Origin of the sequence: Arthrobacter oryzae, from assembly GCF_003634095.1 — a bacterium.
Lineage (GTDB): Bacteria > Actinomycetota > Actinomycetes > Actinomycetales > Micrococcaceae > Arthrobacter > Arthrobacter oryzae.
Genome location: NZ_RBIR01000006.1, coordinates 147,719 through 163,364, shown reverse-complemented (window position 1 = coordinate 163,364; position 15,646 = coordinate 147,719). Strand labels below are relative to the sequence as shown.

Annotated in this window: 10 protein-coding genes; 6 read left to right on the top strand and 4 right to left on the bottom strand. The window is 58.5% G+C overall.

Annotated elements, in window-relative coordinates:
* Positions 1-12: 12 nt before the first annotated feature.
* Positions 13-1,035, bottom strand: coding sequence for a thiamine-phosphate kinase (gene thiL / locus C8D78_RS14330; RefSeq protein ID WP_120954544.1), 1,023 nt, complete (start codon positions 1,033-1,035; stop codon positions 13-15).
* Positions 1,036-1,224: 189 nt separating this feature from the next.
* On the opposite strand from thiL, the gene C8D78_RS14325 reads away from it, so the two are divergent.
* The 6 genes from C8D78_RS14325 to C8D78_RS14300 all read left to right on the top strand — a co-directional run bounded on the left by C8D78_RS14325 (position 1,225) and on the right by C8D78_RS14300 (position 10,499).
* The gene (locus C8D78_RS14325) at positions 1,225-1,800 is read left to right on the top strand and encodes a YdcF family protein (RefSeq protein WP_147429611.1); all 576 of its coding nucleotides are present in this window, start codon (positions 1,225-1,227) and stop codon (positions 1,798-1,800) included.
* Between the two features lie 73 nt (positions 1,801-1,873).
* On the top strand, positions 1,874-2,218 hold the full coding sequence (locus C8D78_RS14320) for a hypothetical protein (protein ID WP_120954542.1): 345 nt from the start codon (positions 1,874-1,876) through the stop codon (positions 2,216-2,218).
* A gap of 395 nt (positions 2,219-2,613) precedes the next feature.
* Positions 2,614-3,756, top strand: a complete 1,143-nt coding sequence (wecB, locus tag C8D78_RS14315; RefSeq protein WP_120954541.1) for a non-hydrolyzing UDP-N-acetylglucosamine 2-epimerase — start codon at positions 2,614-2,616, stop codon at positions 3,754-3,756.
* A gap of 67 nt (positions 3,757-3,823) precedes the next feature.
* Entirely contained in the window at positions 3,824-6,706 is a 2,883-nt protein-coding gene (locus C8D78_RS14310) for a CgeB family protein (RefSeq protein WP_167467920.1), read from the top strand.
* Positions 6,699-8,708 (top strand): glycosyltransferase, encoded by a 2,010-nt coding sequence (locus C8D78_RS14305; RefSeq protein WP_120954539.1) that lies wholly within the window; start codon positions 6,699-6,701, stop codon positions 8,706-8,708. Before C8D78_RS14310 ends, C8D78_RS14305 begins: the two co-directional genes overlap by 8 nt.
* Positions 8,709-8,846: 138 nt before the next feature.
* Positions 8,847-10,499 carry a hypothetical protein gene (locus tag C8D78_RS14300; RefSeq protein ID WP_208641962.1) on the top strand — a complete coding sequence of 551 codons (1,653 nt, stop codon included), beginning with the start codon at positions 8,847-8,849 and terminating at the stop codon, positions 10,497-10,499.
* A gap of 68 nt (positions 10,500-10,567) precedes the next feature.
* Here C8D78_RS14300 and C8D78_RS14295 read toward each other — a convergent pair whose 3' ends face one another.
* From C8D78_RS14295 to C8D78_RS14285, 3 genes are all read right to left on the bottom strand, one after another.
* On the bottom strand, positions 10,568-12,577 hold the full coding sequence (locus C8D78_RS14295; RefSeq protein ID WP_120954537.1) for a DUF6270 domain-containing protein: 2,010 nt from the start codon (positions 12,575-12,577) through the stop codon (positions 10,568-10,570).
* A gap of 75 nt (positions 12,578-12,652) precedes the next feature.
* Positions 12,653-13,906 carry a UDP-N-acetyl-D-mannosamine dehydrogenase gene (gene wecC, locus C8D78_RS14290; RefSeq protein ID WP_120954536.1) on the bottom strand — a complete coding sequence of 418 codons (1,254 nt, stop codon included), beginning with the start codon at positions 13,904-13,906 and terminating at the stop codon, positions 12,653-12,655.
* Between the two features lie 11 nt (positions 13,907-13,917).
* The gene (locus C8D78_RS14285) at positions 13,918-15,600 is read right to left on the bottom strand and encodes a glycosyltransferase family protein (RefSeq protein ID WP_341867121.1); all 1,683 of its coding nucleotides are present in this window, start codon (positions 15,598-15,600) and stop codon (positions 13,918-13,920) included.
* Positions 15,601-15,646: the final 46 nt, after the last annotated feature.

Sequence of the window (15,646 nt, the reverse complement as noted above, 5' to 3'; positions counted from 1 at the left end):
TTGGCGGCAATCTTAGTCTGCAAAGTGATCCCATCCCACAGCGTCAGCGGGCCTTCCCGCGATCTTTACTCCCGTGCTTTCCGTTGGTGCAGGGGCCTCTACCGAGCCTATCGCAGTGAAACCGGGCGGGAGCTGAAGCCCCGATGGGAATGTGGCCAGCAGGCCGTGGTCTTCGCCGCCGCCCAGGACCCAGGACATCGGATCCGCGTCCAGGAGCTCGGATGCCGGCAGCAGCGGCACCGCGAGTTCCTTCAGGGCCGCGGCGTCCAGGTTGAGCACGGCGTGGCTGGCCGCGGCCATGCGGTTGCCGTCCCGGGCCAGGCCGTCCGAGATGTCCATGAGGGCCGACGCGCCGGCCTCACGGGCCAGCGGGCCGGCAGCGAGCGGCGGCAGGGGCCTGCACTGGGTGTCCATGAGGGCCCGTTGTTCGGCGCTGAGGTCCCCCACCTGGATGTCCGATTCCAGCAGGGCCAGCCCGGCGGCGGCGCGGCCCACCGTTCCCGCCAGCGCCACGGTGTCCCCCGGCCGGGCTCCGGAACGCAGCACGGGTTCCTTGCCGTCAAGGGTGCCCAGGATCGCCACGCTGACGGCCAGTTCGCGGCCCCGGCCAAGGTCTCCGCCGGCCACGGCACAGCCCGCTGCCCCCAGTTCGTTGATCCCGGCCATGAGGCCGTCGGCGAAATCCTCCACCCACGAGACAAGGGTCTCCGGGGGCATCGTCAGGCTCACCACCAGGGCGGTGGCGCGGGCGCCCATGGCATTGATGTCGCTGAGGTTCTGAGCGGCGGCCTTCCAGCCGACGTCGTACCCGGACGTCCGGTAGCCGTTGTTCCATTGGAGCCGGAAGTCCTGGTCCGCCACCTGGGTGTCGATGCTCAGCACCGTCCGCCCGTCCGGCGCCGCGACGATCGCCGCGTCGTCGCCCGGGCCGAGCAGCAAGGATGCCGCCGCGGACCCGCGGAGCAGGCGCGGGAAGATGCGTTCGAGGAGCTCGGACTCGGAGAGTCCGGCAACGGTCAGCGGCGATTCGGGCATGTGTGATCCGGACATTGTCGTTTCGGGCATGGCCGATTCGGGCACGGGCGATTCGGGAACTGCAGATTCGGGCACAGCCCTACGCTACCGCGCCGGGCCGACAACAACTGGGGAAGGGACATAGCGGCGCCATCAGGGCACGGCGGTGCGTATTTCTTCCGGAGGACCCTCCATGTCAGACTCATACGCGTGCCTCATTCCGTCCCCGCATTGAAGACCGTGGCCCGTCAGGTGCTCACATTCGTTGTGGGGGCCGCGGCCGTGTGGCTGATCGTTTGTTTTCAGCTGTTCGTCAACGTTGACCCGCTGAGCGTGCACCGCACCGACGCCGTCATCATGCTGGGCGGCGCCGGCTCCGAGCGGCTGCCCGTCGCACAGCAGGTCCAAGAGGAATACAAGGTGCCGGTCCTGGCCCTGTCCCACACGGATACTTCCGGCAACGCAGCCGCGGACGACGCTTGCAAATCCGCCACGTTTCCCAACGCCTCCCTTATCTGCTTCCGCCCCAATGGCCTGGACACCCGGGGCGAGGCCCAGGCGGTCGGGCGGCTGATCGAGGCGAACGGCTGGAAGTCCGTCACGGTGGTGACGTCCAGCTACCACGTCACCCGTGCCGGACGCCTGATCGGGCAGTGCACGACGGCGGAGGTCCAGATGGTGGCCTCGCACCCGGAACTCAGCCCGTGGCAGTGGCTCCGGCGCTTCATCATCGAAACCGGGGGCCTGATCGACGTGTCGCTGCGGCCCGAGTGCGCCGCCGGCTGATGGCCCACACGATCCGATCCGTGATTCGGATGCAGATCCGACACACGGTGGTGTAAGAATTGAGGATGGCCCGGTGGACGTCGTCGAAAATGGCGATGACCGGACAAAAAAAGGGGGACTGACAGTGGAGCGTGACCGCGAGCAAACTCCGCCGCTCGTTGCCGCTCCCAGGCATCTGCGACGGCGGCCGTTCCACGCCGAAATTCCGGACGAACTGCTGGTTCCTGGTGCGGAGCCGTTCACCGACGGCCACGGACAAGTTCACGAATCATTTTCTGTAGTCGAGAAGGAGGCGCGCCCGGCCGAGTTCCCAATGGAGGTTGCCTACCGGCGAAAGCGCCGCGTGGCCCTCCTTTGCGTAATCATCGTCTCGTTGAGCGTCCCGGGCCTGCTGATGGCACTGATCTTCGCTGGCTAACCGTGACACCTCGATCACGAGCCAACCGGACCTCGATTAGCCTCCTCAATACCCGGGGGGACGGAGGGCGCTTAGAGAATGCCGTCATTGGAACAATGCCCCAAGCACAAGCTTTGCGCGGCCGCCCTAATGACTGAAAAGGCGCGCCCAATCCTTGGAATCTTAGGCTGAGGCCCGGAATTTTCGAAGGACTGCCGAGGTGAACAATGGATGCACTCTGAGCGCCTCATCGGCAGCCATACGTCTTTGCGGGCGCATCATCGCCTCCGGTCTCACCGCCCGAGCATCTTTGTCACGCCACACCCTATCTCGGTAGCCGTGAAGATTCACGCCTGCTCTGTCAAGTCGGATAGCATGCAACGGTACTTGGCTTCATTCATCTGGGGGAAACTTTAATGCCTAGCATCATGCCAATTTTCGGCACCCGGCCCGAGGCCATCAAGATGGCGCCCATCGTAGCGGCCCTTCAACAGTCAAAAGACTTTGAATGCATTGTGACCGTTACCGGACAACACAGGGAGATGCTGGATCAGGTCAATGAGCTTTTCGGAATTGTTCCGGACCATGACCTCAACATTCTGCAGCAGCGCCAGTCGCTCTCGGCGATCATGACCCGAACAGTCGACGGCTTGGACCGCCTGTTCAGCTCGAATAAGCCCGACGCCGTGATTGTCCAGGGTGACACGACGACATCTACAGCCGGGGCCATCGCTGCTTTCTATCACGGCATCCCCGTGGTCCATGTGGAGGCCGGGCTTCGCAGCGGGGATCTGTTCTCTCCTTTCCCGGAAGAGGCAAACCGCAAAATGACAAGCCAGATCGCCAGCCTGCATTTGGCTCCGACGAGCATCAGCAAAGCGAATCTTGTAGCCGAGGGAGTGAATCCCGATGACATAGTCATTACGGGCAACACTGTCATTGATGCTCTGCTTGCAACTGCGGGCAAGCAAATGCCTTTTTCGGACCCTACATTGGAGACCCTTGCTGCTGGCGGGCGGCGGATTCTGCTCGTCACGACCCACAGGCGTGAGAATCAGGGCGATGCTATGCGGGGAGTGGGACGAGCCTTGGCCAGGTTGGCAGAGGCCTATCCGGACGTAGATATTGTCCTGCCGGTCCACAAGAATCCAGCTGTGCGGGAGGCTGTTCTTCCAGCACTGAACGGGCGGACCAACGTCAAGGTCACAGAACCTCTGGCCTACGGCGAATTTACCCGGATGCTTGCGATGGCCCACATCGTACTGACGGATTCGGGCGGAGTGCAGGAAGAGGCCCCCAGCCTGGGTAAGCCGGTGCTCGTCATGAGGGACAACACTGAACGTCCCGAGGCTGTTACCGCTGGGACGGTACTCCTTATAGGCACCGATGAGGACCGGATAGTTCAAGAGGTCACACGACTCCTTGATGACCAGACGCATTTTGATTCAATGGCAAACGCCGTCAATCCATACGGCGATGGCCGCGCAGCCGACCGCACCATGGCGGCGCTGGCGCAACTGCTCGGACTCGGGCTCCGGGTCCAAGACTTCGCTGCCTGACCGCCCTACCGGCGCCAACGTTGACACCTTTTTAGAACACAGCTTTCAGCTATTTGGAGAGAACTGCATGCTTCGGACCATTCTCGATAAGCCCCGCGCTAAGCTTCAGCGCACGTGGCACGATTCCCCGACGGGCCTGCCACGAACCGAGTTCCGGCTTGATCCGCGACTTCCGGCCAACTCGGGTATCGCCCTCGTCAAGCGTTCCCAATGGCTGAGAGCCGAGGTAGCAGGCAATTCCGAACTCACCGTTAAAGTAGGTCTAGTCCAAGGCAGCGGGCACCTTGCCGCTAAGGCCGGCGTCATCTGGATCAAGTATCTCGATCGAAGCGGGGGCGAACTGGCGAGCGAAGCAAAGCTTGCCTCAGGCAAGAACGGTCACTACGTCTACCTGATTCCGGGCCCCGAGGGAGTTCCGGCCTTTACACTCCGAACGCCAACCGGCTGCGCCTCCGTGGCGCTCGGCTTTGCAGCCTGGAAGGCGACCCCGGGGTCCATCAGTCTTCAAAACGGCGTATCGATCGAGCAAACGGTGCGGCAACCGTTGCCAACAAAGTCATTGGGCCAGACCGGGCAGATCACCGGCCATGGGACTATTTCCCCCGACGAGGACTCGGAGGGGTCCTTGGTCCTCGGCAAGTCCCCTGTCTGGAGTGCGGTCTCTCTTCACGAAACCAAGGACCTTGAGGGTCGAATTAATGTCCTGGACCCCGCCGCCTTCGGGGCCCCGAAGGTCGGCGTCGTCATTGTGAAGTTCCTGGACAAGTTTGGTACGGATGTGTCGTCCCGGGTGGAGATCCCGACTGGCCCCCTTGGTGACTACTTTTATATCGAACCCGACAGTGATGGCCAGTTCATTTTCCGGCTCCACGCGCCGGACAATTGCGTCACTGCTGAGCTAGGCTTCGCCGCATGGAACGCAAGTGCGCAGCGCCTACCGATCCGAAACGGCATCACATTCACCGCACTTCCGCCGTCTGCTGCGGAAGGTCTCCCGCCAGGCATCGGGCCGCTCCAGTCGGACGGTAAGGGTCTCCTCTTCAACCCCCAAACTGCTAAGGCCGCAGTCTTCGCCCCTAGCAAGGCGCCGACGTGGATCCGCGTTGCAACCAGGGGCCAGTCAAATTTCAAGCTGACCTTGGACGTCGTAAAGGCCACAGGCCTGGACACTGCAAGAAGCGGCCTCCTGCGAGTGGCTTGCGTCACATCCAACGGTACAACCGAAGTCGTATCAGGTCTCGATCACTCGCAGGAATATGGAGCCTACGCCTACATCGATGCCCGTACTGCCGGCGCGCGCACATTCCAAGTAGGTGTTCCTCGCTCCGCTGTGGAGCTCAGAGTTGCGGTCCAAACGTGGGAAGAGGCCGAGGGCGAGCTGCTTCTCGCCAACGAACTCCAACTCGAATCGGTCAATGACTCTCATATCAGGCAGTCTGAGCGCCGTGTACAACGGATCGCTAGCCCGCCTGCGGCCAAGCAGCCGAAGGAATTCAAAGTTGCTATTATCTGCGACGAATTCACGTATAACAGTTTCAAGTATGAGTTCGATCCTATTGTTCTTGACCCAGCCACGTGGCAGCAGCAGCTCGAGGAAGAACGGCCGGATCTTTTTCTATGCGAATCAGCATGGTCAGGCGTAGATTCTCGCACCAGGCCCTGGAAGGGAAGAATCTACGCCAGTAGTAACTTCGCTCATGAAAATCGCCGCGAGGTTCTGGATATTCTGGAATGGTGTCGAGCTGAAAGCGTACCTACGGTCTTCTGGAATAAAGAAGATCCGACTCATTATCCCGACAGGGTGCATGACTTTGTGGATACCGCCGTCAAGTTCGATCACGTATTCACCACTGACCGAAACTGTGTCGAGAAATACCGCGACGATTATGGACACCCCAGCGTCCATTGCCTGCCCTTTGCCACCCAGCCGAAGCTCTTCAATCCCATAGGTGGCTCATCGCGGACTGATGAGGTCGTCTTCGCCGGAAGCTGGTATGCGAACCATCAAGATCGCTCTGCAGAAATGCTGGCAATCTTCCGGCAGATTATGGCGACGGGCCGAAAGATCAAGATCTTTGACCGCTTCTTCGGTTCATCCGATGAACTGCACATCTTCCCCTCAGAACTACTCCCCTACACTGTTCCGGCGGTTTCTCATGCCGAACTGGCGTCGGTGTACAAGTCAAGCATTTTTGGGCTCAACATCAACACGGTCACCGGCTCCTCTACAATGTTTGCTCGGCGCGTCTTCGAACTAATGTCGAGCAACACCCTGGTACTGAGCAACGACTTTGCAGCAGCGGAAGAGTTCTTCGGCGACACGCTGGCAATAGTCGGCCGAGATCGAAGTGCGCTCGTGGGACTTACACCTGACGAGATTGAGAGGAAGCGCGACAGCGCGCTTCACAATGTGCTGGAACATCACACATACCGTGCGCGTTTCGAACAAATTCTTGATGTCGTCGGTTCAAGCTACCAGCGTCCCGATGACCGCCTGACGGTGGTCTATCCGGTCGTAAATGCGGCAGAGGCTTCTGCAGCCTTGTCGTCTTTTAGCGGGTTCTCCTCTGTTGCACGAGGCGTCTTGTTGCTCCTCTCCCCGGCCATACCCGATGAAGAGGTGCGCAGTCTCTACTCTGAATTCAACAAGTACGGGGCCACGGTAGTCTCAGTTGCGCTGGCGCTTCGGCAAGGAGTCCTGCCAGAGTCGCTCATACCAACGACTCATTTCGTCGTGCTAGCGCCGGACACACAGGTTACTCCGGAGGACATCAGGCGTGCCAAACTCCATACCGCTTATGTGGACTCACCAATCGTCCTCGGCTCGGGTTTGAAGTACGAATTTACCTCCTCCCACAAGGTCGCAGATATCATCGCCCCTCAGGACTACATTGAAACAGTCCTGCAACACGCAGGCGCCGCAATCGGCGGTGATTTCTATCATGTCTGATCTCAATAACGCAATAGGTTCAAAAGCATCTGGAAACCCAAACGACGAGGTCGATGCAATGAAAGTCAGCATAATTGTTCCCTGCTACAACGTGGAAACGAAGATCGACCGCTGCTTTGCTTCTTTAGAGAAAGTTGGCCTGGAGTTCGAGCGATCCGAATTTGAGGTGATTTTTGTCGATGATGGCTCTTCAGACAGGACTGTCGACAAAATTCGGGACAGACAAGTCCACCACCCCCAATGGAGCATCGTGGCGCTCGACGCCAACAGCGGCTCCCCATCCCGGCCCAGAAACGTCGGCGTAACCGCGGCAAAGGGCGAATTCGTTTTCTTCCTGGATCCGGATGATGAAGTCCATGCCGGGGCACTGCACGCCCAATACTGCCTCGCGGTTGACGAGTCCGCCGATCTGGTGCGGACTGCCTTGGAACTAGCCGAGCTCGGAAAGCCAAACGTCGTCGTCGACCGCGTCGCTGGCTTCAAGGCCGATGCACCACCGGTTGCCCAAATTTCGCAGATCGTCAGGTCTCAGAGCACGACCAATTCAACGTTGGTGCGGCGGTCCCTTTTACTCGATCACTCCATCCAATGGCCTGAAGAGCTTCACATGGGCGAGGATACGATATTCCTGCTGACAGTCCTGACGCGTGCGCGGAAAGTGTCCTACCTTGATGAGCCGGGCATTGTGTATCACAAGACGGTCAGTGTCGTTCGGTCAGCCACTCAGCAGTACAGCGCACGCGACTTGGCCTCGCACCTGACGGTCTGGGAACAAGCCGAACAGATTCTCTCGTCGGCAGGGCTGAGCTACCTGAAACTCAGGGGGGCCGTTGCAGTCCGCCACGCAATCGAACAGTTGTACAAATTCGATTCGGATGAACTCCCGGACGCAAGCCTGCTGGAGTTTTCGGCATTTGTTCAGCGCCACTCGATAGCCATGCAGAGCCTCAAAGTCCGGCCCAGAATCCGCGAGACCCTTGAGGCTCTGGAGCTTGGCGACATAACTAGGATCCGTCAGAACCTTCGGCTGCGTCTCCTGATTGCCGGCAGCGATCTGAAGTTCATCAAAGCCGCAATTCCCGCGCTGGAAGTAGTCTACGACGTCCGGATCGATGAATGGCCCGGCCATGATAGCCATGACAAGGAACGAAGCGCCGAGTTGTTGGGTTGGGCAGATGTCATCTTCTGCGAATGGTTGCTCGGTAACGCGGTGTGGTACGCCGAGCACAAGAAAACGTACCAGAAACTGATCGTAAGGCTGCACCTCTTTGAATTGACCCGCGACTTTGGCCTAAAGATTAGGCAATCGGCCGTTGACTGCTTCTTCTCGGTCAGTGCTCACACCGCTGAGGACATGATCCGCACCTTCGAGGTCGACCGCACTAAGGTGCGCGTGATTCCTAACTTCATCGTGGAGGACAAATACGCCCAAGGCGTTGGCCAGGACAGACTCTTCCGTCTCGGGCTTGTGGGCCCGGTGCCCAAGCGCAAGGGGCTGCTGAAGTCACTTCGATTGCTCTACAGCCTACGACTGCAGGATTCGCGCTACACGCTTACCATCTACGGCAAGCGACCAGAGGAACTCCCGTGGGTCATCCGCGACGACGACGAGCGACTCTACTACGAGGAGTGTGACAGGTTCATCGTCGACCACGGATTGTCCGAAGCAGTGTCATACGCAGGCTGGGTGGACACCTCCACCGAACTTGCCAATATCGGGTTCGTTCTTTCGCTCAGTGATTTTGAAAGTTTCCATGTGGCGCCTGCCGAGGCCTTTGCCGCAGGTAATCAGGCAATGTTTTTGCCTTGGCGCGGGGTCGAGTTCCTGTACCCAAAACAGTACATCCATGAAGATATTTACAGCATGCGGGATTACATTTTGGCGAACAGAGAGGAACCAATCTTCCAGGCCAGCGGCGCTCATGGCCAGGAATATGTTCGACACAACTACTCGCTGACGTCTTTCACGCGCGACGTGTCTGACCTGATCGCCTCGATTTAGCCGATTTTCGCACCTGAGCGTAAGTGCGGCTTCAACGTCCGGACAACGAGGCGAGCGGTTGTGTCCTGTACCAAAGGTTTTTCCAAGATCGGCGGTTCACTCTGGCTTAGGGGATGCTTGTAGCCGGATGAAAGGCTGATGGTCATGTCAGTGACGCGGCGGGGAGCTATCGTTTTCGCAAGCCTCGGACTCGCCGCCGGCCCTCAGGGAACCCCAGCAGCCCAGGCCCTCGCCCGTCCGACAGCGACCGGAAATATAGCTCAAGCCACGGCAGTCTCGATCTTCGCCGATGACTATCCCGGCGCTGGCGACGGAACAGTGGCCGGAACGGCGGCGCTGCAGAACGCTTTCACCGCGGCACAGGGAAAGACCCTCCTCTTAGGGGTTGAAAAAACGTATCTCATCACGTCCTCCATCAGCGCACCCAAGAATATGACGCTGGTATCCAACGGCTCGAAACTCGTTAAGACCACTATCGGCGCATGGGCCGTCGTCACCAACGATGGCTTCAATGCCGACCTTCTGGACGTCCAAACTCCCGGACATGCCACGACGTACGATCAGGGCGTCTACGTCGCCGGCAGCAACGTACACATTTGCCATCTCCGAGTCGTTTCCACACAAGGAGACACCCCGGGCTTGAACGGGGTCGTCATTGGGAATGCCCAATCCGTGAACACGACAGCCCGCACGAACGTTCGCATCGACAGAATTGAGGTCTCGGGCTTCCAACGCCCGGTTCGGATACTGAACCTCGCGGATTCATGTATCTCTAATATTGACATCCGCAACTTCATCCTCGGCGTGTACGTGCAAAACAACGTGGCGAATGTCAGCTTCCCGCGCGCCACCATTTCAGGCACTTCACCTTCGTCATTCGCCGGCCCGTTCAGCGGTATGAACGGGCTGCTCATCGAGTCCGTGTTGGATTACAACACGTACGGGCTTCGATTCCATGACTGGACTATTGACGGGGCGCCGGAGCACTCCTACCGGATCGGAGGCGGGGGCGCGGTCACGGATATTACATATGAGAACTGCATCAGCCGTAATCCAGGAAACGCGCCAGGTAACGTTTCCACTGGAGGCGCAGCCTTCAAGGCCCTCGGCGCCGTGGGGCACTGGCATTCCAACATTCGCTACATCAACTGCTTGGCGGAAGACTCGAACACTGACGCAGCCGGGATCAACAACTTTAGTCAGTTCAACTTCGGCTTCTGCGAAAATGTCGCACTCGTGACGCCTGTTGTCCGGAAACGCAGAAGATCTTATTCGGCTCACGTTGCTTTGTATTTAAACAGCGTGAGGCATTTCGACATCGTAAGTCCTAATTTCCGGGATACGAAGGCAACCACAGTGTTCATTGGCAAGGACGGCTTTGATAATTCGCTTTCCGGTGTCAGTGACATCCGCATTACTGGAGGAATTATCGACACGGCAGCATCGGCAGCACAATGTCTTCTGTTCGACACGAAGCAAACCATCACAAAGAACGTTTACATTAATGACGTGATCTGTTCACGCGGTCAGGCAGCGTGGCGCACTAACGTCGCAACCGCAGCCGGTGCGGATATTGGCATGTACACCAACGTAAACATCAGCATTCACTATCAAAATGCGCCCCTGGGAAACGTCGTTCCCCCTGTGCAAACTGGCAACGTCGAGGTCACACACCGGTACCAAGGCCCAGTCTATGGGGGATCTATGGGCGGCAGGAATGGGTCCTCCTACGTCGATCAGAGAACCGGCGAAACTCGGATTCGTAAAGCTGCCACCTGGTATTTGCTCTAGTCACCGCCAGATCAATTATCCACCAGTCCAGACGTGCCTGCTTCTCCGCACCACATGCTTGATTAGACTCAGCCGGCGGCAAGCAGCGTTTCTAACTCCCAGAGGTAATGTTCGTTTAGTGCCGGAATGAAGTGGTATGGCTGCCGCCCCCACTTATGGTCGGAATCCGCAATCCTTAGGGACTCTGGATAATCTATAAAACGGATCCCCGGTACCGCTTCGAAGATGGCGTAGAGCTGGCCAAGAAATGCATTGTTCTTCGCAATCCACAAGCCCTGCGCAAATTCCTGTCCTGCGTCGTCTTTCGTCGCCCAGTAGACACGATTCACGATAATACGTGAAGGATCGACAACTCTAAGAAGCGCGCTCACGCCCGCTCTGCGCTGTGCCCATCCCTCAGCGGTCCAAGGCTCACGTTTGCGTTCGGCATCAGCAGCGAATCCAGTAGCCGCCAACTCGGGCGAGTCCGTCACGACAGAACCACCGAATTCCACCGTACTCATGCGCTCGTCAATGAAGTCCAAGACCAGGACGTCGAAGTCTGTGTTTCGCAGATCACCGGCCAGAGTCTTGGTGACGTCGGTCGTCACCATGCGGCGCTGAAACGGGCTGGCGAGAGAGTCGATATCAACCTGTGTCTCCCACCCCAACGGACGATCGGCGAAAGCACTCCCGAGGGACGCCCGGGCTCGGTAGTCGACAAGGTCTACGGTCGTCTCGAGCTCGAAAGGATCCCGCGAAACGCAACTACCCCAGATGAACACACGGTCCGCCTTGGTTTTAGTCCCCCGGCTGTCGCGGATTTTGAAGCCAAAGACTTCACAACGTGTCACTCGAATGCTCAGCGCAGAATTATTCCACCGCCTGATGAGAATTGAGGTGCAGAAGACGCCCCGCGGCAGATTGAGAGTCGTCGAATAGTCCGCTTGGCCAGGCCGCAGGTTGAGGTATCGAAAGTGCCCGATTCCGGGCACTTCGGAGTACAGCAATCCTCGCTGACGCAGCTCCTCGCGCATCACGTCCGGGCCTAAGGGCTTCCCCTCCGAATCAACAAGTCCGAGGCCAAGCAACGCGTTTCCTGCACCGGCTTCGGGCCCGCAGTCGAGAGTTATCTCGACTTGGATGAGGCGATCGGTTCGACCTGTCTCCAGACGGAGTCCCTGCTCGTCGAGGCCCGAGACGGCTGGGCTTGCAGCAATCAACGTGAGATCGGTGTTCGGAGCCGGCGAGAATCGCTCTCCACCCAAAGGAAATGCCCGAACCACGTCGTCCATGGAGAGGACGCGGGGAAATCTGGACAAATCCTTCAGCGTCTGTTCGAGTTGCTCAGACGACCCATATTCGGCTTTGCGCAGAGCTGTGTCTTGAGTCGGGTGCCGAAGCCACAGATAGCTGATCTTCCTAGAGTCAAGGATCAGCGGGTTAAAGCGGTCGGACTGATTATGCGGCACCTCTATAGGCCGGATAAGCTCTCCGCTGCCATCAAACATGCAGACTCTTAGCAAGCCAATGGCGATCATTGGGGAATAAGAAATCCGCGGATTGTAGAAGCGACCGTCCTCGACCAGCGCAGTGAGGCCTGTCCCCAAACTGACCTGCATGCCAGCATTTGCGGCAGTGATGTAGGGCAACATTTGCTGGAAATAGTCCGCCGACAGCAGATCATCGTCGTCGAGTCGGAACCAGCCAAAGGGGGTCCCTGCGCGGTTCTCCGAGCCGTCCGGCCCAAAGATCTGTTTGGCGATTTCGAGCGAGGAACTCCCGGTAGAGCCTTCCGACTGACGGTCAAGGACAAGGAATTCGAACTCCCGCTCGGCCTGTTCCAGCCGCTTCTGGTATTTCGCCGGCAGCGACTCGGAGTAGGACACCACATGGCGATATTCCACTCCAGTTGAGGCTAGGGTCAACTGCGGCAGTGAGACGTCAAAGAAGATCTCGCACCTTACGTCTAACCGTTCAGTGGAATACAAGTAGTTCCGGTATTCCTCTGACGACCGGAACCGGCTGCCATTCGACGCCACCCAATCCGGTGAGTCAGGTTTCAGAAGACTGAACCGGGTCTCTCCGATGAAGCCCATGCTAATTTCCCTCTCGAGATTTGTCACCAGTTGTCGTCCGACTGACAGTCAACGACCAATACGTACTGTGGCGAATCAAACCGCCAGAATGCCGCGAGTGTCGATGACAAACTTGGACTCGAGGTCCGTAAGCTCCGCTGTTTTGAAGTCATCGTGGTCGACTAGCAACACAACTACTCCTGAGCTCTTCAAGCCGACGGTCAGATCGGTCAACTTGACATTTTCATGTTCTCGAAGCTGTTCGGGCAGCTGGACAATGTGTGGCTCTACCACGTTCAAGACAGTCTCGGGAGCACGCTGGGCAATCATTTTCGTAATCTCAATGGCGGGAGATTCGCGTAGGTCGTCGATATTGGCCTTGAAGGCGAGCCCGAGAACGGCCACCTCGGTGCCTAATGGTGCCGATTCCAGGGCATCAATGACTTTGTCCACAACCCAGAGCGGCTTCGCATCGTTAACCTGGCGCGCCGTCCGTATGAGTTTGGCATCCTCCGGGGCCTCAGCAACGATGAACCATGGATCAACCGCGATGCAGTGCCCACCCACGCCGGGACCTGGCTGAAGGATGTTGACACGGGGGTGATGGTTAGCCAAACGAATAAGTTCCCAGACGTCGATGCCCAATCCGTCGCTGATGATGGACAGCTCGTTCGCGAACGCAATATTGACGTCTCTATAGGAGTTTTCTACGAGTTTTGCCATTTCCGCCGTGACATCGTCGGTGAGAAGGATTTCCCCTTGGCAGAAGGTGGAGTACAAGCCCTTTGCGAGCTCTGCCGCTTCGGGGGTTACGCCTCCGACAACGCGGTCGTTAGTGACGAGTTCAATCATCACGCGGCCCGGCAGGACACGTTCGGGGCAGTGCGCCAAATGGATTGTGGGCCTTCCATCCGACCCATCGAGTGATAGGTCCGGCCGAAGGCTCAGGATGTAATCCCCCATGTGACGAGTTGCGCGCGGAGGTGATGTCGATTCCAGGATGATGAGCTCACCGCCCTCGAGTTGAGGTGCAATGCCCCGCGCCGCAGCTTCGATGTAGCTCAGATCGGCAGAACGATCAGCCCTGAAGGGCGTCGGCACCGCAACAATGTATGCGTCGGCCTTGGGTGTGTCCTGGGTTGCCCGAAGCTTACCTTGGCTAACGGCGCCAGCAACGTGGGCCCCAAGGTCTGGCTCCACGAAGGGGACTTCCCCGGCGTTGACCGAATCCACGGTCCGCTTATTGACATCGACTCCAACTACCTGAAGCCCGTTTGTGGCAAGAATGGCCGCTGTAGGCAAGCCGATATAGCCCAGACCGATTACCGCGACTTTTTCAATGTTAGTCACTATGTTTCCCCCTAAATGGTGATGTTCTCAATTGGATTGCCAAAAAGCTTTATTGGCCCGGACGCGAGAAGTTCCTCGTCTGCGATGTCCCAAGTGTGTCCGGTCCCCCGCCGCATCTGGCAGTAGTTGAAACGGTCCGCTGAATAGATCGCTCCGCCACCTTGGGCAACAGACTCAAGGAACCGAGTGTCTTCGCCACGACTTCGTGCCTCAAAAGGATGGCTTTCGAACACCGAACGCGCCGCCGTGATGGTGGGACCGGCAACCAAGCGACTGAAGCGGTGTTCCTTGTGCCCGGAACGCAAAATCGTCGCCTCATTAGCCAGGAAATGCATGTAGTGCGCCTGTTTCCCTACGACGGCGGCCTGAGAAAATTCGAGGGCATTCAGCATGTCCAAGAGATAATCAGGTCCATAGAAGTCGTCGTCGTCAAATTTAGACAGGACCTCGCCTGTGGATGCCGCCACGCAAAGATTAAGGCACTCCCCCAAGGTCAGTTCCATGCCCGCAGTAAGGAACCTGTACCTCCTCACGCCGTGGCGTGTCGCGAGCTGCGAGAGGACTTCCTCCGCCACCTCGAATCCGTGTGTCAGCAACACGAGTTCCAGGTCTACTCCTCGCTGGGTGCCGAGAGTCTCAAAGACATGTTCAAGCTGGTGAGGCCTGAAAGTGCTGACAATGGCGCTGACCGTCGGGAGTGCGGGAATCTGCTCTCGGCCCGGGAGAACTGCAGCGACGATTTTTTCGGCCCGGTGGGCGTAGGTGTGCGCTTCCCAAATGCGGCGCTGGGCCTTGTGCACAACCCGATCCCTGTAGTCAGCGTTTGCAACCAAGGACCGAATCTGGGCTGCGGACTCCGACCGGGACGTCGCGACAAGCACCTCATCGGGCGGAAAATAGTTTGCTATGGCCTTCGACGCCGAGCTCACAACCGGCGTGCCGCTAGCGGTGATCTCAAAGATCCGCCGAGCGCACATGCTAGGTGAATCGATAACAGAGTTGACGTTGAGGAACACCCGGTATGACCGGTACGCCGTGAGCATCTGAGCGTAGGTGAGGCTCCCGACGACGCGCTGACTCAACGGCTCCGGAAACTGATAGTTGGAGTCACCGCCCAACTGTCGAGAAAAGATCTCGAGTTCGAATCCGTCCTTCTCGGCGGCATCGGAAGCTCCGCCGAGCAGCATGTCCAGCTGATCCCTCCGCTCCGGGTACTTGTGCGCGAAGTACATGCCAGCAAAGGCCACGCCTCGGGACTGGAAGCCATGACCCGGGCGAATCGGGTTGTGCAGGGCAGGCTGCGCTGCAAACGGCAGTACACTCACCCTCTCGTGGCCCAGTTCCGCAATGTAATCAGGGACCTTGTGGCTGTCGCTCGTAAAGACGGCATCGAACAACCGCGCGGCAGGCAGAAAGTCCTCGTAGTGAGGCGGATCTTCTTTGTTCCAGAATGCCGTGGGGATCCCGCTTTCGCGGCACCATTCCATCAAAGCCAAGAACTCAGGTTTGGGGCCCGAGGCGCCGGTCAACTGGTGCTGCCATTCGCCTCCGTTGCCGTTCCACGCCGACTCAATAAAGACGAAGTCCACGCGTGACGTTTTGAGCTGATCGCGCCAGCCTGCACGGGACAAGGGCACCGCGTTCCACTCAAACCCGAATGCGGCACTTGAAAAATCATCTAGGATGACGCCCACGCAAAGGTCACTTCGGCGTGGTTTCGCGGCAGGGGATTCAAAGGGG